The following is a 19,383-nucleotide window of genomic DNA, read 5'->3' as shown; positions in this document are numbered from 1 at the left end:
AGGAGGTGTTTATAGTTCGCCTCATTCTGGAAGTGTGGCCGAGCGGTTGAAGGCACCGGTCTTGAAAACCGGCGACCCGAAAGGGTTCCAGAGTTCGAATCTCTGCGCTTCCGCCAGATTAGATAAGCCCTGCGATAGCAATATCGCGGGGCTTTTTCTATTGTGGTTCTGCTCAAAAGACGACGTTATGTCAGTCCCGTTTTGTTAATTAAGCCCTGGAAAACACAGGGACAGGAGAAGGTAACCAGGCCATCAACAACTGCATATGCAGACTAAATTTGCTAACCTGAAAGAGATGACTCCTCTCATCCGGAGCGGTTTCAGTTTTAATGGAATACATAACATATGAGTGAAAATAACCCCATCCCAAAGAAGTCTGAAAGCAAGATTAACAAAGCGGTATTCTTTACATCTGCTTTGTTAATTTTCCTTCTTGTTGCCTTTGCAGCGCTTTTTCCTGACGTTGCCGATAAAAACTTTAAAATACTGCAGCAGCAAATCTTCACCAACGCCAGCTGGTTCTATATCCTGGCCGTCGCGCTGATATTACTGAGCGTGACCTTTCTTGGTCTATCGCGCTACGGCGATATCAAGCTTGGCCCCGATCATGCCCAGCCCGATTTTAGCTATCACTCCTGGTTCGCCATGCTGTTTTCAGCAGGTATGGGGATAGGCCTGATGTTCTTCGGCGTTGCCGAGCCGGTCATGCACTATCTTTCCCCGCCTGTAGGCACACCTGAGACCGTCGCCGCGGCCAAGGAAGCGATGCGACTGACGTTCTTCCACTGGGGACTTCACGCATGGGCTATCTATGCCATCGTGGCGCTGATCCTGGCCTTTTTCAGCTACCGGCACGGCCTGCCTCTGACCTTACGTTCAGCGCTCTATCCTATCATCGGCGACAAAATTCATGGGCCGATAGGCCATGCGGTTGATATTTTTGCCGTTATCGGTACCGTTTTTGGGGTGGCAACCTCGTTAGGCTATGGTGTGCTGCAGGTGAACGCCGGGCTCAATCATCTTTTCGGCGTGCCCATTAATGAAACGGTGCAGGTCATCCTGATCGTGGTCATCACCGGTCTGGCGACCATTTCCGTGGTCTCCGGGCTGGATAAAGGCATCCGCATCCTGTCCGAACTTAACCTGGGTCTGGCGGTTTTACTGCTGGCCCTGGTGCTTATCCTCGGGCCAACGGTGCTGCTGCTGAAATCCTTCGTGGAAAATACGGGCGGCTATCTGTCCGAGCTGGTCAGCAAAACTTTCAACCTTTACGCCTACGAGCCAAAATCAAGCAACTGGCTGGGCGGCTGGACGCTCTTATACTGGGGATGGTGGCTCTCCTGGTCGCCGTTTGTCGGGATGTTTATTGCCCGCGTCTCACGCGGCAGAACCATTCGTGAATTTGTGACCGGCGTGCTCTTTGTCCCGGCGGGCTTTACCCTGATGTGGATGACCGTTTTCGGCAATAGCGCGATTTATCTCATCATGAGCCAGGGCGCCACGGATCTGGCCACCACGGTACAGCAGGATGTGGCGCTGGCGCTGTTCAACTTCTTGGAGCACTTCCCGTTCTCGTCCGTGCTGTCGTTTATCGCCATGGCGATGGTCATCGTCTTCTTTGTCACCTCAGCTGACTCGGGGGCGATGGTGGTGGACACCCTGGCGTCCGGCGGCGAGGCGAACACACCTGTCTGGCAGCGCATTTTCTGGGCCGCGCTGATGGGGGTTGTGGCGATTGCGCTTCTTCTCGCAGGCGGGCTAAGCGCGCTGCAAACCGTCACCATCGCCAGCGCGCTACCGTTTTCCGTCATCCTGCTTATCTCCATTTACGGGCTTCTTAAAGCGCTGCGTCGTGATTTAACCAAACGCGAAAGCCTGAGCATGGCTACCATCGCGCCGACCGCGGCCCGCAACCCGATCCCGTGGCAGCGACGCCTGCGCAATATTGCCTATCTGCCAAAACGATCGCTGGTGAAACGCTTTATGGATGAGGTCATCAAACCGGCGATGACCCTGGTTCAGGAGGAGCTGCATAAGCAGGGGACAGTGAGCCGAATCAGCGATGCCTCGGACGATCGTATTCGCCTTGAGGTTGATTTAGGTAATGAACTGAACTTCCTCTATGAAGTCAGGCTGCGTGGCTACAACTCGCCGACCTTCGCCCTGGCGGCTATCGATAACGATGAACAGCAGGCGGAGCAGCACAGATACTATCGTGCGGAAGTCTACCTCAAAGAGGGGGGACAGGATTACGATGTGATGAGCTGGACTCAGGAACAGCTCATCAACGACATTCTGGACCAGTACGAAAAGCATCTGCACTTCCTGCATCTGGTTCGTTAATCTCCCGGTGCCGCCATCCCTGGCGGCATTTTTTTTGCCCCTTTATGCGGCCATGCCGTGTTTAAACCTCCCCTTTAAAAACCTTCTTCTATACTCAGTTACGTTTAGTGAGCTATGCCGCTGTTTTTCCACTCAGCCTGCGTTTTCAGCTATTGCCCATGCGCGTCGCAGCGGCATAAACCCACGTATATGACGTATTGGTTAATTTTTATTTTGATAGGGGACCTCCTGGTATGTTGCATTCTCATCCCTCACGCGCTGGCAGCATAATACTGTTGCTGGCTGCGGTAATCGGCTTCGCGGTGGCGTTATACGCCTGGCTGACGCCCCTTACCGGCGTCACCGGTACTATTGGTGCGCTGGGCGTCGCCATTGCCTGCGCGGTGCTGGCGGTACTGACCTTTATGCTGCGTGCCGCATCCGGTCGCGGCGCGCGCATCTTCCTGATTATTGTCATCCTTGTGGTACTGGTGGGTATTGGTTTTGCGGCCGCGCTGCTGCACCAGTACATCATTACGGCAGCCATGGTGGTCGGCCTGATTGGCCTGATTATGCTGAGCAGCAATTCCGCCCGTCACCATCCCCGCGTCAGAGCCTGAGGAGCCACCCGTGCATAACGATAAACACTACCCGTTAATAAAAGTCAGCATGACGGCGCTGGCACTGCTGGTTACGCCGTTCACTCTACAGGCGCAGGATAAAGCCGCTGAGGCCTCTCAGGGGACGCAGGAAGAGCTTAACGTGGATGCGGCCGACCAACAGGCGCCGGGCACCACGAAAACCACCGATGAAGCCTCAACCGGAAAAAGCGAAGGGCAGAAAGTGGCCTCGGCTGGACATCCGGCAACGCCGCTGGTGCCTTCTGCCGCCACCTGGGACAGCTTTCACGGGCAGCTTAACGCCCAGAAATATAGCCCGCTGACCCAGATCACCGCGGACAACGTCGGGGAACTAAAAAAAGTCTGGGAGTTTCATACCGGCGATGTCTCGGATGGTAAAGGCGAAACGCCTGCTACCGTCTGGTCAGCAACGCCCATTTTCGCCAACGACACGCTCTACATAGGCACACCGTTCGATCGCCTGATTGCGCTCGATCCGGGTACCGGAAAAGAGAAGTGGCACTATGACACCAAATCGCCGCGCGAGGCGCTGACCCAGCCGGTGCTGAAAAACCGCGGCGTCTCCTACTGGCAGGCCAAAAATCCGGTGGCCGGCGAGGCGTGCCAGAAGATCGTCTACATGGGCACCGTTGACGGCAAGCTCTTTGCGCTGGATGCCGATTCCGGCAAGCCGTGCAGCAGCTTTGCGGATAACGGGGTGCTGAACGTGAACCAGTGGAACACGGTGAACGCCAAATTCCCGCTCTCCATTCTTCAGCCGCCAACGGTGGTGGGTAACCATCTGCTGGTGGGCTGGGCTGGTAAAGACTGGGCCTATGCCGAAGCGCCTCCGGGCACCGTGTTTTCCATTAACGCCCAGACCGGCGAGCGGGAATGGTCCTTCGAGGCTATCCCGGCCGAGATCCGCCAACGCACCGGAACCGCCAACGTCTGGACGCACATGTCCGCCGACGAGGCCAATGGCCTGGTCTATCTGCCGGTCTCGTCCCCGTCCCCTAACTACTGGGGCGGAAACCGTGTCGATGCTATTCCGCTTGGCACTTCCACCACCGCGCTGGATATCAACACCGGTAAAGTGGTCTGGTCGCGCCAGTGGGTGCATCACGACGTGTGGGATTACGATATCAACTCTGCGCCAACGCTGATGGATATCACCGTCGACGGCAAGCAGATCCCGGCGCTGGTTCAGGCCACCAAGCAGGGCTTTCTGTTTGTGGTTAACCGCCTGACGGGGGAAGACGTCTGGCCTATCGAAGAGCGTCCGGTACCGCAGGGCGACGGTTCGGTACAGGGGGAAAAACTTGCCCCAACCCAGCCGTTCCCGACGAAGCCTGCACCGCTGCTCGATCAGTCGAAAAAGCCGGAGATCTGGAAACTGGCGGATATGGTCGGTGCCGGCCAGTGCTCCCGCCTGTGGGATAACCTGACCTATGAAGGTATGTACACACCGCCGACGACCAAAGGCGAGGGGGCGCTGACCTATCCGGACAGCGCCGGTGGCGTGCAGTGGGGCGGGGTGGCGTTCGATCCGCACAAACAGATTGCTATCGTCAACACCTCACATATCGTGCAGTACGTGAAGCTCTACAGCCGCGAAGATTACGATAAAGCCGATAAAAACGCGGGCAACGAAAGCGGCTTTGCGCCGCAGGAAGGCGCCCCGTACGGTATGCGTTTGCTGGTGGCGAACAACTGGCTGGGCATGCCGTGCTGGAAGCCGCCGTTTGGTGAGATCGTTGCGCTGGATATGCATACCGGCGATGTGAAATGGCGTCGTCCGGTTGGCGCCTCGCAGCAGTACGGCTTCTTTATGCCGGAAAGCTGGGGCTCCCCAACCATCGGCGGCCCGGCCATCACGGCGGGAGGGGTGATCTTCATCGGTGCCTCTATGGATGCCAAAGTTCGCGCCTACTCGGTGGAGAGCGGCGAAGAGTTATGGTCCGATCAGGTTGAAGCCCCTGCGGTCGCCAACCCGTCGGTCTATGAGTACAAAGGCCGTCAGTACGTGGCGTTTGTCGCGGGCGGGAATACGATCCTGAAGGATCAGGTCGGCGACCAGGTTGTGGTTTACGCCTTGCCTGAATAATTCCTCTACGCGCAATGCCATTACAATGGGGCCCCTGGGGCCCCATTTTTTTCTCAATCCGGGCACTGACTCGCCAGCCATTGACCCACGACGGGCCATAATTTTTCCGCACAGCGCGTGCGAAAAAAGCCCATGTGGCCAACAGACGAAAGACCAAACTCCGCGGGCCGGATCTCGCGACGTTCAATTCTGGCGTTTTTCACGGGCTCCAGCAGGCGTGAAATGGCGTCAGGGTTAGCCCAGGGATCGTCATCAAAGCCCATCACCATCAGCGGTAAGGTAACCCCGGCTGCTCTGCGACGCGCATCCCAGTCAGGATCGTCGTAGAAGTAGCCCGGCATGGCGCTCCAGCGTCCCCACTGCAGCATGACGGGCGCCGGCAAATCTTCTCCCAGCCCGAGGCGTCTGGCAGGCATATAGCCAAACAGACGGCAAAGCGCCGGGCCGAGAACACGCAACAGGCACCAGACGCGCACCCTCTCCGCCGTCTGTTTTATCGAACGGGTCACCCCGGCGTGGGATGCCACAATGACCGCAGCATGAAGGTGTCGGGTCGCCGTGGAAAGCAGAACGGCGTGGCCTCCAATGCTGTGCCCAACCGCCAGCAGCCTCAGCCCGGGAAAACGTGCCCTGGCCCAGGCGGTGATGCAGCCCACATCCTGCTCGATCCAGTCTGACATAGAGACGTTACAGCTCCGGAGTCTGCCTGACGTCGAGCGACCCGTACCCCGATAGTCATAGGTCAGCACGCTGAATCCATAATCGTAAAGGTACTCAGCGAAACGCGTATAAAATTGCTGTACAACTGCCGTCGCGGGGTGAAGGATCACCAGCGCGCGGGCATTTTGTTTCTCCCAAAGCGTAGCCGCGAGAGAGCCGCCTTCATTTACCGGTATTGTTATTGAATTCATGGGTAAACCTTGGTTGAGTGGTCATACCAGTGGTAAATAAAAGACAATAGCCGCTTCTGACGATTCTGGCGATTTTTTCTTGTTTGAATTCTGACGGCCGTCAGAAGGCGATATTGCTGACGGGGCTGTATCAACCTGCTTATGTCCGCCTCAGTCCTTGCTATTCCAGTCGTCCATCCTGCACCCACTGGGTCAATAACCGCAGGAAAGCAGGCAGAACCGGATTGGTATTAATGCGCGAATACACCAGAAAATTATGCGCCTGTATATCCACATCATCTAACGCCATATAGGTCACGTTCGGAAAGCCCAACGTTCTGGCGGAGGCCGGGACAATGGCGCATCCCAGCCCGGCATTGACCAACCCCAGAATGGTATGAGTCTGCGCCAGTTGATATTTATAGTCCGGCGTAATGTTATGGAACGTAAACAGATCGGTAATACGATCAAAGAAATAACGAGCTTCATCGGGACTGTATAAAAAGAAGGGTTGTCCGGCAAAAGCGCTAAGCGGGATTTTACGCTTTCTGGCCAGAGGATGATCGACGTGGAAAGCCCCCATCAGCGCTTCGCTTTTTAAGGGCAGGTAATCAAGCAACGGATTTATTGGGACTTTGCGCACAAAACCCACATCGATTGTCTGATTTTCAATCGCAATGATTTGTTTGTTTGACACATTTTCATGCAGCTGAACATTCAGCCCGGGCAACGTGGCGTGCAAGTTTTTTAACAGGGCAGGAATAAATGACCAGGAAAAAACCGCAGTAAATCCAACGGATAAGGTTCCACTTTCTCCGCTTACGCAGGACTGCGCGGATAGCGTCAGTTGCTCAGCCTGCTGCAGGATCTGGCAGGCTCGTCCCAGCAAATGTTCACCAAGAAAGGTTAGCCTGACGTGACGGTTATCACGTTCAAAGAGTGCGCCACCCAGGCTTTTCTCCAGTAACTGAATCTGGCGGCTAAACGGCGGCTGCGTCATGTTGAGGCGGCTGGCAGCACGGCCAAAATGCAATTCTTCGGCAAGGGCGGTAAAGCAGCGAAGTTGATGAAGGTCCATGATTTAATTTTTGAATCAAAGTATGCCGTATTTATATTATACAGGTATTGCAGCGCTGTTCATGATTAATGTCATTCATACCTTATGGAGAGACTTCATGTCAGTCACCTTTACCCGCCCACACATTCTCTTAACTCAGCCTGTCCCTGAGGATACCGACAGGATCCTTAACCGGGACTATGTCGTGCACCGGTTGTATCAAGCCGCCGATCCCAGCCATCTGCTGGAACAGGAAGGGTCGCATATTGCTGGCGTGGTCACGGGCGGAGCAAAAGGATTGTCCCGGGACATGATGGAGAAGCTTCCCGCCCTTAAAATTATCGCGATCAGTGGTATCGGCACCGATGCTGTGGATCTCAATTATGCCGCTGAGCGAGGGGTCTGGGTCACAACCACCCCGGGTGTGCTGACGGATGACGTCGCGGATATGGCCTTTGGACTGCTGATTTCCACCCTGCGTCAGATGGGCGAAGCTGAACAGGTGGTACGCAACGGACTCTGGCCGCAAACCAGCCTGCCTCTGTCCCGTAAAGTCAGCGGCATCACGCTCGGGATCGTGGGCATGGGGCGGGTAGGGCAGGCTATAGCCCGTCGGGCGGAGGCCTTCAGTATGAAGGTGCTCTATAACAGCACCAGGGCCGTACCGGATCTCGATTACCGTTTTATCAGCGATATCCATCAGCTGGCCCGTGAAGCGGATGTGCTGGTGCTGGCTGCGTCGGCAGACGGTGGGCATGTCATCATTACCGATGCGGTACTTGATGCTCTGGGTCGGGACGGCTATTTCATCAACGTGGCGCGCGGAAAACTGGTGGATGAAAACGCGCTGCTTGCTGCCCTCACTGAAGGGCGTATTGCCGGTGCCGGGCTGGATGTCTTTGCGCACGAACCCCATGTCCCGGAAGGCTTTTTATCGTTAAAAAATGTCACGCTACAGCCGCACCGGGCCAGCGCCACTCTACAGACCCGTATTGCCATGGGCGAAATGGTGCTGGAAAACCTGGCGGCCTGCTTCAGCGGCAAACAGCCCCCACACCGGGTGTAACCCCACATCATGCTCTTTACCCTACGCCAATCTAAAAAAGAGAGTAATCATGACAAGCAAAGATGCCGATATCACCGCCGCGATAACGGGTACCATTCCGCGCTATCGTTACCGGGTGTTAGGACTGATTTTTATCATCACCGTCATTAATTATGCTGACCGCGCTACCATGTCAATCGCGGGAACCTCAGTGGTACAAGCGCTGCAGCTCGATCCTCTGATGCTGGGTATGATTTTTTCCGCCTTTGCATGGGCGTATGCGCTGGGGCAGATCCCCGGCGGCTGGCTACTGGATCGCTTTGGCGCAAAACGGGTCTATGGCACCAGTCTGCTGCTATGGTCCCTCTTTACCGCGCTTCAGGGGACCGTCGGCTGGATGGGAATGACCGGTGCGGCAGCCGCCATGACGCTGTTTCTGATGCGATTCATGCTCGGGCTGGTGGAGTCGCCAGCATTTCCGGCCAACTCACGTATTGTCTCTTGCTGGTTTCCCACCAGCGAGCGTGGACTCGCCTCGGCATTGTTCAATTCGGGTCAATATATGGCTGTGGTCGTATTCGCACCGATTATGGCCTGGCTGACACACGCCTGGGGATGGGAGCACGTATTCCTGTGGATGGGAGGCGTTGGGTTCGTACTGGCAGCCTACTGGTTCGTCTTTTATCAGGAACCGCACAGGGACCCGCGCCTGAGCACAGATGAGAAGGCCTTTATGAAATCCGGTGGCGCCCTGATTGACCTGGATGCCGAACGCGGAAAAGGTAAAAAAGGGGTGACCTGGCAGGAAGCGAAACAGCTCTTTGTGCATCGTAATTTGTGGGCCGTTTATCTCGGACAATATTGCATTACTGCGCTGACCTATTTCTTTATCACCTGGTTCCCGGTGTATTTAATCCAGGGGCGCGGCATGACCATCATGGAAGCCGGCTGGGTGGCCGCTTTACCGGCAATCTGCGGCTTCAGTGGCGGTATTCTGGGCGGTTTTCTCTCCGACAGGCTGATTGCCAGAGGCGTTCACCCCTCAAAGGCGCGTAAAACGCCCTTTATTATTGGGATGGCGCTGTCAACCATGCTGGTGTTCGCGAATTTTGTTGATGCCAATAGCGCCGTTATTTTTCTGATGGCAATGGCGTTCTTCGGCAAAGGCTTCGCCGCCGTGGGATGGGCCGTACTCTCCGATATCGCGCCAAAAAACATGATTGGCCTGTGCGGCGGTGTATTTAACGGCATCGGGAATATTGCCGGGATCGTAACCCCCGTCGTCATTGGCTATGTCGTGGCGGTGACCGGCTCCTTTAATAATGCGCTCTGGTTTGTCGCGGCACACGGCATCCTCGCCGTTGTGAGTTATCTACTGGTGGCACGTCAGTTTGAACGCGTACAGGTCAAACAGGCGTAAGCACACACTCTTTCAGCCCCGTCTACCGTCGGGCTATGTTCACCCCTGAACACTATCCGTCGCGCGTTGCGCGCGGATCGTTCTGTATCTCAAAGGTATCTGATATGTATAACGACTTTTCAACGCCTGTCGTCACTGAAATGAAGGTCATCCCGGTTGCCGGCCATGACAGCATGCTGATGAACCTGAGCGGCGCCCATGCCCCGTTCTTCACCCGTAATATTGTGATTATCAAAGATAACTCCGGCCATACCGGCGTGGGTGAAATCCCGGGTGGCGAGAAAATCCGTAAAACGCTGGAAGACGCGATCCCGTTAGTGGTCGGCCAGACGCTGGGCACCTACAAAAATGTGCTCAATGCCGTACGTAACGAATTTGCCGACCGTGATGCGGGCGGCCGCGGCCTGCAGACCTTTGACCTGCGCACCACCATTCACGTGGTTACCGGTATTGAAGCGGCGATGCTGGACCTGCTGGGCCAGCACCTGGGCGTTAACGTGGCGTCACTGCTGGGCGACGGACAGCAGCGCAGCGAAGTGGAAATGCTGGGTTATCTCTTCTTTGTGGGCAACCGCAAGCTGACTCCGCTGCCGTACCAGAGCCAGCCGGATGAGCAGTGCGACTGGTACCGTCTGCGCCATGAAGAGGCGATGACCCCGGATGCGGTCGTGCGTCTGGCGGAAGCGGCTTATGAGAAGTACGGCTTTAACGATTTCAAACTGAAGGGCGGCGTGCTGGCCGGTGAAGAGGAAGCCGAATCAATCATCGCCCTGGCGAAACGCTTCCCGCAGGCGCGCGTTACCCTCGATCCTAACGGTGCCTGGTCGCTGGATGAGGCGATTCGCATCGGTAAGCGCCTGAAGGGCGTGCTGGCCTATGCGGAAGATGCGTGTGGCGCTGAACAGGGCTATTCCGGCCGTGAAGTGATGGCCGAGTTCCGTCGCGCCACCGGCCTGCCCACCGCCACCAACATGATCGCCACCGACTGGCGTCAGATGGGCCACACCCTGTCGCTGCAGTCCGTGGATATCCCGCTGGCGGATCCGCACTTCTGGACCCTGCAGGGTTCGGTGCGCGTGGCGCAGATGTGCCACGAGTTCGGCCTGACCTGGGGCTCGCACTCCAACAACCACTTTGATATCTCGCTGGCGATGTTCACCCACGTGGCCGCTGCCGCGCCGGGCAACATTACCGCCATCGACACCCACTGGATCTGGCAGGAGGGTAACCAGCGCCTGACCAAACAGCCGTTCGAAATCAAAGGCGGTATGGTGCAGGTGCCGACGACACCGGGCCTGGGCGTCGAGCTGGATATGGATCAGGTGATGAAGGCGCACGAGCTGTATCTGCAGCACGGTCTGGGCGCACGCGACGACGCGATGGGCATGCAGTATCTCATCCCGGCGTGGCAATACGATAATAAGCGCCCCTGTATGGTGCGCTAAGCTCAGCCCCTGTCCGGCTCAGTGCCGGACAGGGGCGATGTTGTTCACAAGGCGAACATGTTCAATTTCCTGAATTTTTCGCTTTACATAACAGACAGAGATGTTTATAGTGCGCCTCACTTTGGAAGCGTGGCCGAGCGGTTGAAGGCACCGGTCTTGAAAACCGGCGACCCGAAAGGGTTCTAGAGTTCGAATCTCTACGCTTCCGCCAAATTTGAAACCCCTGCGATAGCAATATTGCAGGGGTTTTTGCTTTTGTGCTGTGTGTGGATACCCGTGATCCCACGGGTATCCGAAACATCAGGACTTAAACAAATTCTTCAGGGTGTGGGGCTGGCAACGCAGATACTGATCGGGCGCATGCACCTGGGCACCCAGTGCCGCGGCCGCATGCCATGGCCATCTTGGGTTGTAGAGCGCGCCGCGGGCGATGGCAATGAAATCCGCGTCGCCGCTGGCCACGATGGATTCCGCATGCTCGGGCTCGGTAATCAACCCTACTGCCACCACCGGAATATTCACTGCGGCTTTCACCGCTCTTGCCAGTGGTACCTGATAGCCGGGATAAACCTCTATCTTCTGAGCCGGGTGCAGGCCGCCGCTGGAGACGTGGATCACGTCAACGCCTCGCGCTTCCAGCATCCTGGAAAATTCAACCGCTTCTTCAAGATTGAAGCCGCCTTCCACCCAGTCTGTCCCGGAGATACGCACGCTGATGGCCTTATCGGACGGGAAGGCTTCGCGCACCGCATCGACAATTTCCAGCGGGAACCGGGCTCTGTTTTCCAGCGATCCGCCGTAATTATCCGTGCGCTGGTTTGAGAGCGGCGATAAGAACTGATGCAGCAGGTAGCCGTGGGCGGCGTGGATCTGGATCAGATCGATATTCAGTCTGGCAGCGCGTTTTGCCGCCTGCGCGAACTGGTTGCGAATTTCGGCTAACCCGTCGCTGTCGAGGGCAGTTGGCGGGATATTACCCTCGCTGTAGGGCACCGCAGAAGGGGCTAAGGTCTGCCAGCCTCCAGGCTGGTCGGGTGGAATTTGTTGTCCCCGATTCTCCCACGGTTTGTCGGTTGACGCTTTTCGGCCCGCGTGGGCCAGCTGGATGCCAACAGGGATATCTGACCACTTCCGCAGGGTGTCGAGCACCCGGCCCATCGCTTCCTCGGTTTTGTCGTCATAGAGCCCGACATCAGCGTAGGTGATCCGGCCTTCGGGGGAGACGGCTGCTGCCTCGATGGTGAGCAGACCCGCGCCGGAGAGCGCCAGTTGCCCCAGATGAAGGGTATGCCAGTCATTCATGCAGCCCTCTTCGGCGGAATACTGACACATAGGTGCGATCACGATGCGATTGTCGAGTTCAAGATTGCGGATACGTAACGGTGTAAACAGCTTGGGTTGAGACATACATGTCACTCCAGATTGCAGCGTTAGAAACAGGACGGGGCGATTTTTACCCTTGAATATTCATCAACATAACGCAGAGATAACCATAACTGAACCTGCCGTTTATGCAAAAGTCCGTTGCGTCAGACGCAACGCTAAAGCATTCACGCTATTCACTTTGCGACGCGGGTGAAAGATGCGCCAGCAGAAAATCGACAAATACCTTCACCTTTTTGGTATTACGGCGGGTGGGATGGTAGATGGCGTAAATGGCGGAATCATCCTCGCCGTCATTCACCTCCGCGCGCCACTCCGGGAGGAGTCTGATGAGCTTTCCGTTCTGAATATCCTTGTCAATCAGCCAGTCAGGCAGAAGCGCAATGCCATAGCCGCTTAATACGGCCTCGCGCAGGATCTCGGAGTTATTGCACTTCAGGGTGCCTTTTACATCAATGGCGACGGGCTGCTTCCCGTTGAAATACCACTTCGTTTTCCCGGAGGAGTAGGAAAAGATCAGGCAGTTATGGTGTTTAAGATCCTCAGGGATAACAGGCGCGCCCTGTGCTTTCAGGTACTCCGGGCTGGCGCAGACGCACCGGCGCTGGGACAGCAGCTTGCGCGCGATCAGATTGGGTGAGTCGATTTTCCCCAGACGGACGGTCAGATCCAGCCGCTTTTCCACCAGATCGACCACCTCATCGGTAAAGGTGAGATCGAGGGAAATTAACGGATAGCGGCGGGAGAAGGGGGCCAGCAGCGGGGCAATATGCAGCCGTGAAAACGAAACCGGTAAGCTGATTCGTAACACTCCCCTGGGCTCCCCGGTCTGGTCCCGAACTTCCTGGTTGGCATACTCCAGGTCGTTAACGATCCTGACCGCATGCTCGAAATAGACATGTCCCGCCGCGGTGAGCGCCACGCTGCGGGTCGAACGGGTCAGGAGCTGCGTGCCCAACACGTTTTCCAGCCCATCGATCTGGCGGGTGACAGAGGAAGTTGCCAGGGCCAGCCTTCTGCCCGCCGGGGCGAAGCCGCCCTCTTCGACAACCGTAATAAAGGCTTCAAGCGAGGCCAGCATATCCATGTTTTTCTCCCTGCATCGTTGCGCACGGCGCAACTCTGTTAGCGATTTTAACCATATTATCACCTTTAAATAACAGTGTTAGCCTGCTACGCACTGAGAAGTGAAACACGAAAGTCGCTATCAACGTCACGTCTGAATTTATATGTCCCTGGCGCCGGATTGCGCATGCGCGGCTGGAAAAAGTCCTGCACGCGTTGTCTGAAGATGTCGAGGTGAATGTCAACTGGCTGCCTTTTGAACGCAACCCGGGCATGCCGCTGGCAGGCATGGATCGTCTCGCCTGTCGCCGCGCTAAATTCGGCAGCTGGGCATATTCACACCAGCTCGATGAACATACGGCTGAGAAGGGTAAACGGACCCTCTCGTTTTTAACTACCCGGCTATTCCCCGGCCTCATACTGCCGCGAGCACCGCTTAACACCTGGCCGAATGACACGGACAAAGCCCTGGCGGAGTGGGAAGGTGAGCAAATTTTTCGTGGCAAGTATTTCCGAAAACTGGGGGTGAGCATGGGGGACCGGCTGCTGTTCGGCAGATAACGCCGCTAATATTTAACAGATGTCATTGAAGAGAGACCTGATGCGCCGAAGCCGGTAAAACGCGCACTGGCGCTGGTATTATTTTTATCCTCGGCATGGTGCCGGACGTTTTCATACAGTCCAGCGCAGATCATTTATGCCGCTTTTTTATATTCACCCCCCCCATCGGATTACTCCTAATATTAATTTGACTGCTATTTTTCTCTGGCGGGAATAATTAATCCAGCAGCTATTTTCAGGGCCTTAATGTTATATTTTTGTAGCTATATTTCACCACTATAGTGCAACTTAATACAAAAATAATAATATTAATCAACAACATCAATGTTGACATGTCAACATTGATGGAGAAGGTCTTTTGCACGGCAAGTAGCAGGTTGTTTTTTAGTGTTACGGGAAATATCATTTTTATGTGCGCAGGTGTATTGCGCGCAAATTTATTCTTTTCATAAAGGGAGATTAATCAGGGAAATAATGTATCTGATTAATCAAAAGAGGCATTTCTATTTAAAGGGAAACGCATAAGGGATGAATGCCACGACCGGAGGGCATCGGTCAATGTCATCAAAATAACGATTAAAGTTGAGCGTAATAATGAAAAATCAATTTCGGGGAGCCGCAATTCTGATGGGGATGCTGGTCTCTGGTGCCGCATTTTGCGGAAATAGCGTCCCTGCCGGGACGAAAGGCGCAGGTGGGGTGGTTGAATTCAGCGGTGAAATCGTTGATGTATCTTGCAATGTCTCATCAGTTAACGGTGGCAATAAAGTCGACCTGGGTAAGTGGGCGATAAGCTATTTCACCGGAACAAGTACTGAAACGACAAAAACCCCGTTTAACATCAGTGTCGATAATTGCCCAACCTCCGTTACCGATGTTGCCGTCCTGTTGGATGGTCAAAAAGATGCCACAGACCCTACGCTGTTGGCGGTAACGGGCGGGGCGACCGGTGTAGGCATTAAATTGTATAACGGTGGCGCATCCGGTTCGCAGATTAATCTGGGGACGGTTTCCGCAAGTGTCCCGGTGACCTCGGGTAAAGCCACGGTTCCTTTTTTTGCTGATTACAAATCCACGGGGGGTAGCATTACCTCAGGTGACGCAAACGGCGTGGCAAACTTCCTGATGGTTTACAACTGATCCCTCATTGAGCAGGCCTTGCGCCTGTTCATCTCCCTTATAAGTCCGATGGTAACTGCACGATGAAACAGCTTCTTGCCGCTGTGATGGCCTCTTTTTCCCTGTTCTGCGCCACCGCGCAGGCCGGCATAGTAATGGGCGGAACCCGCGTGATTTATCAGGAGGGAAAACGCGAAGCCACTATTACGGTGACAAACATGGAGACCCGCGTTCCCTACCTGGTGCAGTCCTGGGTTGAAAACCAGGCCGCAGACGATAAACGTCCGGTGCCGTTTGTGGTCACACCGCCGCTCTTTCGCCTCGATCCTGAGCAGGAGAACGTCCTGCGGATTAGCTTTACCGGCGCCGCGCTACCCGCCGATCGGGAGTCAGTCTACTGGCTGTGCGTGAAAAATATCTCCCCAACGCCTAAAGAGGCGTCCAACAAGCTCCAGATTAACGTCAAATCCAAATTCAAGCTCTTCTGGCGCCCGACAGGGCTGGGAGACGCCAAAGACGCCTGGCAGAAACTGACCTTTACCCGGGAGGGCAACCGGCTGGTGGCCCATAACCCGACGCCGTTTTATGTCTCCTTCTACAGCCTTGCGATAGGCGGAACAGCGATTCCTGAACCCGGTATGGTTGCGCCGCTGAGCAGCCAGACGTGGACGGTTAACGGCTCCGGGCAGGTGTCATGGCGCGCCATCAATGACGCGGGTGGTATCACTGACGTCGCGCAGCAGTAACCGGGGGCGAGGGTGAAAACATCTCTTTCATGCCACGACAGCACTGCCTCTTCAGGCGGCGCCTTGCTGCTGGCCACGCTCCCCACGGCGCTGTTTATGCTGTGCCGGCCAGGGCTGGTGCGGGCTGAGGATTATTTCGATCCGGCGGCGCTGGAGCTAAGTTCGCCACAGCAAAAAACCGCCGATCTGCACTATTTTGCCACGTCGGGCGGGCAGCAGCCCGGTACTTATCCGGTCAGCATCTGGGTCAATGACCAGCAGGTGAGTGAGCGCAACATCGCCTTCGTGGAGGAGAACGGCAAACTGGCGCCGCTGCTGACGGCGGCGCAGCTGGCGGAATATGGCGTCAACGTCAGCGCGTTCTCCTCATTTGACCGCCTGCACGAGGGGGAGACGTTTACCCGTATCGGGCAATACATCCCGGATGCCAGCAGCGCGTTCGACTTCTCCAGCCAGCGGCTAAACCTGAGCATCCCCCAGGCGGCGATGAATGTTCAGAGCCGGGGCTATATCGATCCGGCACGCTGGGACGAAGGGATTCCTGCGGCGTTTGTCGACTATACGCTCTCCGGGGCGCAGACCGGGCAGTCCAGCCATAACGGGCGCTCCACCTTTGTGAACCTGCGCAGCGGCGTCAACCTCGGAGCCTGGCGGTTACGTAATACCTCGTCGATGCAGTATGACACCACCCGGCGCTGGAACTCCCTCAGCACATACCTGCAACGGGACGTCACGTCGCTGAAAAGCCAGCTGCGGATTGGGGATACCTACACGCGTGGTGACGTGTTTGACAGCGTGCAGTTTCGTGGCGTCCAGCTGATGTCAAACGAGGAGATGCTTCCTGACAGCCTGCGCGGTTTTGCCCCGGTGATCCGCGGCGTGGCCCACAGTAACGCCAAAGTGACCGTCTCCCAGCATGGCTACGTGATCTACGAAACCTATGTCTCACCGGGTGCCTTTGCCATTAAAGATCTCTACCCGACGGCGCAGAGCGGCGATCTGGAAGTGAAAGTGAAGGAGAGCGACGGCGCGGAGCGCACCTTCACCCAGCCGTTTTCATCCGTGCCCTTTATGCTGCGCGAGGGCCGGTTCAAGTACAGCCTCAGCGCCGGGCGTTTCCATTCCGGGCAGGATGAGAGCCGCTCGCCGACGTTTATCCAGAGCACGCTGTTTTACGGCTTGCCGGCGGCGTTCACCCTCTCTGGCGGCACGCAGCTGGCCGACAATTATCACGCGCTGGCTCTTGGGGTGGGGCACGGCTTAGGCGAGCTGGGATCGCTTGGCGCGGACGTTACCCTGGCAGGCACCACCGCCCCTTCCGGCAAGCGCTACAGCGGCCATTCGCTGCGGGCGCAGTATCAGAAAAGCTTTGCTCAGGCAGGCACCTCCTTCAGCCTCGCCAGCTACCGCTACTCCTCCAGCGGGTTTTACGATTTCAGCGAGGCGATGATGCTGGAGCGCCGTGACGGGACGGTGGACAACAAACGCACCCGGGAAGAGATTGCCGTCACTCAGACCCTTGGCGCAGCGGGTAATCTGTCGTTGTCCGCTTACGTGCAGGATTACTGGCGCAGTCAGAGCAGCGACAAAACGCTCCATGCCGGGTTTTACAGCGCCTGGAGAGGCATCTCCTGGGGACTGGGCTACTACTACACCCAGACCAGTGGGCACAGCAATCCCGATCGCTCCTGGTCGTTCAACATCGCTATTCCGCTGGGTGGTTCGCTTGCCAGCAGTTCCGTCAGCTATACCACCTCGTCGGATAACCGCGGCTACGCCTCGCACCAGGTGGCGATGTATGGTTCGGTACCGAAGAACCCGAATCTTTACTACGCCGTGCAGCAGGGTTACGCCAGCCAGGGGCAGGGGAGCAACAGCGGCGCCTCCCTCGACTACCACGGGGGCTACGGCCAGGCGCAGCTCGGCTACCGGCAGGATCGCGACAGTCGCCAGCTCACCTGGGGAGCCTCGGGTTCCCTCGTCGCCCACCCGCACGGCATGACGCTGGGGCAGAGTCTGGGCGACAGCTTCGCCATCGTGCGGGCGCCAGGCGCCGCCAACGTGGCGGTTGAGAACGGCAGCAACGTGCATACCGACTGGCGGGGCTACGCCGTTGTGCCCGCGCTGACGGCGTATCACAAGAACGTTATCACCCTCGATACCGAATCCATGACCAGCGACACCGACGTCGATCAGTCTGGCGCGACGGTGATCCCCGGCGGCGGGGCGGTGGTCGAGGCAAACTACCAGACCCATCTCGGCCATCGTGTGCTCTTTACCCTGCACGACAGCCAGGGCCCGGTGCCGTTTGGCGCCAGCGCACAGCTGGCAGGCGATCCCACCGCCGCCACCGGCATGGTGGCTGATGGCGGAACGGTTTACCTGAGCGGCATGCCGGATGAGGGCACCCTTGAGGTGAACTGGAACGCCGACGGGGCGGCCCACCGCTGCACGCTGCCTTTCCACATCGCCACCGACCAACAGGATGCGGTGAAGCGTATTGCCGCACGCTGTCTGCCACCCGAAGGATTTTAACCATGCGCGTAATCTATCTGCTTCTGTTGGTCGCCGGGTTGTTCAGCCCCGGCGTGCGGGCGGCAACCTGCAACGGCGATACCGCTCAGATGACCATCAACTTTCAGAACATCAAATATCTGCCTTCGCTGCGAAACCACACCCAGATGACCAGCATCATGCCCGACAGCGGCAGTGGATTTCGTTTCACCTGCGACCAGCAGGCGCAGCAGGCCGGGGCGATAGCGGTGCACTATGCCCAGACGCGGACAGGTAATGAGACCAGCATTAACGGCCAGATGGTATTTGAGTCAGCCATTCCCGGCATCGGCTATGCGCTGGGCTTTCAGTGTAACGGGGGGCCGATCCACTATCTGGAGGGATCCAGCGCGCACGACGCCGAGGTCTGTCGCAGCAGCGAGGATCCCGCGTTGCTGAACCAGGAGCATATCGTGGTGAAAGCCTTTATCACCTTCTATAAAACCGGTGAGGTCAGCCTGACCAGCGGCAACCACACCAACGCCTCGCCGCTGGGGAGCGTCGGCAAACTCTATGTCGCGATCCCGGGGACGGGCACAACCGGCACCCCCATCAGCGCCGACCTGACGGCGATGAACGTGGATATCGGCGCTGCGGGCAGTTGCAACGTCACGACCCCGACTATTCTGGTCAATCTGGGCAAGGTTAACCGCACCGATTTTAAAGGCGTGGGGCAAACGGCGGGGACGGCGCAGACGTTCACCATTCCGGTGTATTGTTCCCAGCCTGCGCAGATCAAAATTGGCTTTTTCGGTACCCCAGCCGCCGTCGGCACCACCGATACGCTGGCCATTACGCAGACGCCGTCGAGCGCCAGCGGCGTGGGGGTGAAGCTAAGTTATGGCAATAATGGCGCCGGTGCGCCGGTTGCTGGCAGCACCCTGCATATCAATGAGGCAGGAAACCTGCCGGGGCTGGGGCAGGTGACCGCGACGGATGCCGCCAGCGCCCAGCCTTTCCACTTCGGGGCCCAGCTGGTACAGACCGGACCGACCGTGACGGCGGGCTTAGTAAATACGACCGCCACCTTTGCGCTGGAATATAACTAGC

At 56.8% G+C, this 19,383-nt stretch carries 15 protein-coding genes and 2 tRNA genes; 13 read left to right on the top strand and 4 right to left on the bottom strand.

What is annotated here, in order from left to right; all coding sequences use genetic code 11:
- The first annotated feature begins 28 nt into the window (after positions 1-28).
- From MXM41_RS08805 to MXM41_RS08790, 4 genes are all read left to right on the top strand, one after another.
- Positions 29-116, top strand: a tRNA-Ser gene (locus MXM41_RS08805).
- Positions 117-345: 229 nt separating this feature from the next.
- Positions 346-2,343 carry a choline BCCT transporter BetT gene (locus MXM41_RS08800; RefSeq protein WP_325931277.1) on the top strand — a complete coding sequence of 666 codons (1,998 nt, stop codon included), beginning with the start codon at positions 346-348 and terminating at the stop codon, positions 2,341-2,343.
- Positions 2,344-2,576: 233 nt separating this feature from the next.
- A complete protein-coding gene (locus MXM41_RS08795; protein WP_325931275.1) occupies positions 2,577-2,942 on the top strand; it encodes a hypothetical protein in 366 nt (121 codons plus the stop codon).
- A 10-nt stretch (positions 2,943-2,952) separates the two neighbouring features.
- The gene (locus tag MXM41_RS08790; protein ID WP_325931273.1) at positions 2,953-5,049 is read left to right on the top strand and encodes a pyrroloquinoline quinone-dependent dehydrogenase; all 2,097 of its coding nucleotides are present in this window, start codon (positions 2,953-2,955) and stop codon (positions 5,047-5,049) included.
- Positions 5,050-5,102: 53 nt separating this feature from the next.
- Here MXM41_RS08790 and MXM41_RS08785 read toward each other — a convergent pair whose 3' ends face one another.
- Positions 5,103-5,960 carry an alpha/beta fold hydrolase gene (locus MXM41_RS08785; protein WP_325931271.1) on the bottom strand — a complete coding sequence of 286 codons (858 nt, stop codon included), beginning with the start codon at positions 5,958-5,960 and terminating at the stop codon, positions 5,103-5,105.
- Between the two features lie 160 nt (positions 5,961-6,120).
- Positions 6,121-7,017: a LysR family transcriptional regulator gene (locus MXM41_RS08780; protein WP_325931270.1), complete on the bottom strand. Its 897-nt coding sequence runs from the start codon at positions 7,015-7,017 to the stop codon at positions 6,121-6,123.
- A gap of 97 nt (positions 7,018-7,114) precedes the next feature.
- On the opposite strand from MXM41_RS08780, the gene MXM41_RS08775 reads away from it, so the two are divergent.
- The 4 genes from MXM41_RS08775 (at position 7,115) to MXM41_RS08760 (ending at position 11,117) form a co-directional block, all read left to right on the top strand.
- Positions 7,115-8,062: a 2-hydroxyacid dehydrogenase gene (locus MXM41_RS08775; protein WP_325931268.1), complete on the top strand. Its 948-nt coding sequence runs from the start codon at positions 7,115-7,117 to the stop codon at positions 8,060-8,062.
- 49 nt (positions 8,063-8,111) lie between these two features.
- Complete coding sequence (locus MXM41_RS08770) at positions 8,112-9,461, top strand: MFS transporter (RefSeq protein WP_325931266.1); 1,350 nt, start codon at positions 8,112-8,114, stop codon at positions 9,459-9,461.
- A 104-nt stretch (positions 9,462-9,565) separates the two neighbouring features.
- A complete protein-coding gene (gene gudD / locus MXM41_RS08765; RefSeq protein ID WP_325931265.1) occupies positions 9,566-10,906 on the top strand; it encodes a glucarate dehydratase in 1,341 nt (446 codons plus the stop codon).
- A 123-nt stretch (positions 10,907-11,029) separates the two neighbouring features.
- Positions 11,030-11,117 (top strand) — tRNA-Ser (locus tag MXM41_RS08760).
- A gap of 89 nt (positions 11,118-11,206) precedes the next feature.
- On the opposite strand, the gene MXM41_RS08755 is transcribed toward MXM41_RS08760, so the two are convergent.
- Positions 11,207-12,313 (bottom strand): NADH:flavin oxidoreductase/NADH oxidase, encoded by a 1,107-nt coding sequence (locus tag MXM41_RS08755; protein ID WP_325931264.1) that lies wholly within the window; start codon positions 12,311-12,313, stop codon positions 11,207-11,209.
- A 148-nt stretch (positions 12,314-12,461) separates the two neighbouring features.
- Positions 12,462-13,376, bottom strand: coding sequence for a LysR family transcriptional regulator (locus MXM41_RS08750; protein WP_325931263.1), 915 nt, complete (start codon positions 13,374-13,376; stop codon positions 12,462-12,464).
- A 194-nt stretch (positions 13,377-13,570) separates the two neighbouring features.
- Between MXM41_RS08750 and MXM41_RS08745 the strand changes: the two genes are divergently transcribed.
- From MXM41_RS08745 to MXM41_RS08725, 5 genes are all read left to right on the top strand, one after another.
- Complete coding sequence (locus tag MXM41_RS08745; RefSeq protein ID WP_325931262.1) at positions 13,571-13,915, top strand: hypothetical protein; 345 nt, start codon at positions 13,571-13,573, stop codon at positions 13,913-13,915.
- A 594-nt stretch (positions 13,916-14,509) separates the two neighbouring features.
- Positions 14,510-15,055 (top strand): fimbrial protein, encoded by a 546-nt coding sequence (locus MXM41_RS08740; protein ID WP_325931260.1) that lies wholly within the window; start codon positions 14,510-14,512, stop codon positions 15,053-15,055.
- A gap of 62 nt (positions 15,056-15,117) precedes the next feature.
- Positions 15,118-15,780 (top strand): molecular chaperone, encoded by a 663-nt coding sequence (locus MXM41_RS08735; RefSeq protein ID WP_325931259.1) that lies wholly within the window; start codon positions 15,118-15,120, stop codon positions 15,778-15,780.
- Between the two features lie 96 nt (positions 15,781-15,876).
- Positions 15,877-18,315, top strand: a complete 2,439-nt coding sequence (locus tag MXM41_RS08730; RefSeq protein ID WP_325931911.1) for a fimbria/pilus outer membrane usher protein — start codon at positions 15,877-15,879, stop codon at positions 18,313-18,315.
- A 2-nt stretch (positions 18,316-18,317) separates the two neighbouring features.
- A complete protein-coding gene (locus MXM41_RS08725) occupies positions 18,318-19,382 on the top strand; it encodes a fimbrial protein (protein ID WP_325931258.1) in 1,065 nt (354 codons plus the stop codon).
- Position 19,383 lies beyond the last annotated feature (1 nt).

Origin of the sequence: Leclercia adecarboxylata, from assembly GCF_035787115.1 — a bacterium.
Lineage (GTDB): Bacteria > Pseudomonadota > Gammaproteobacteria > Enterobacterales > Enterobacteriaceae > Enterobacter > Enterobacter adecarboxylatus_E.
The sequence above is the reverse complement of the archived record's forward strand: the minus strand, read 5'-3'. Positions and strand labels throughout refer to the sequence as shown.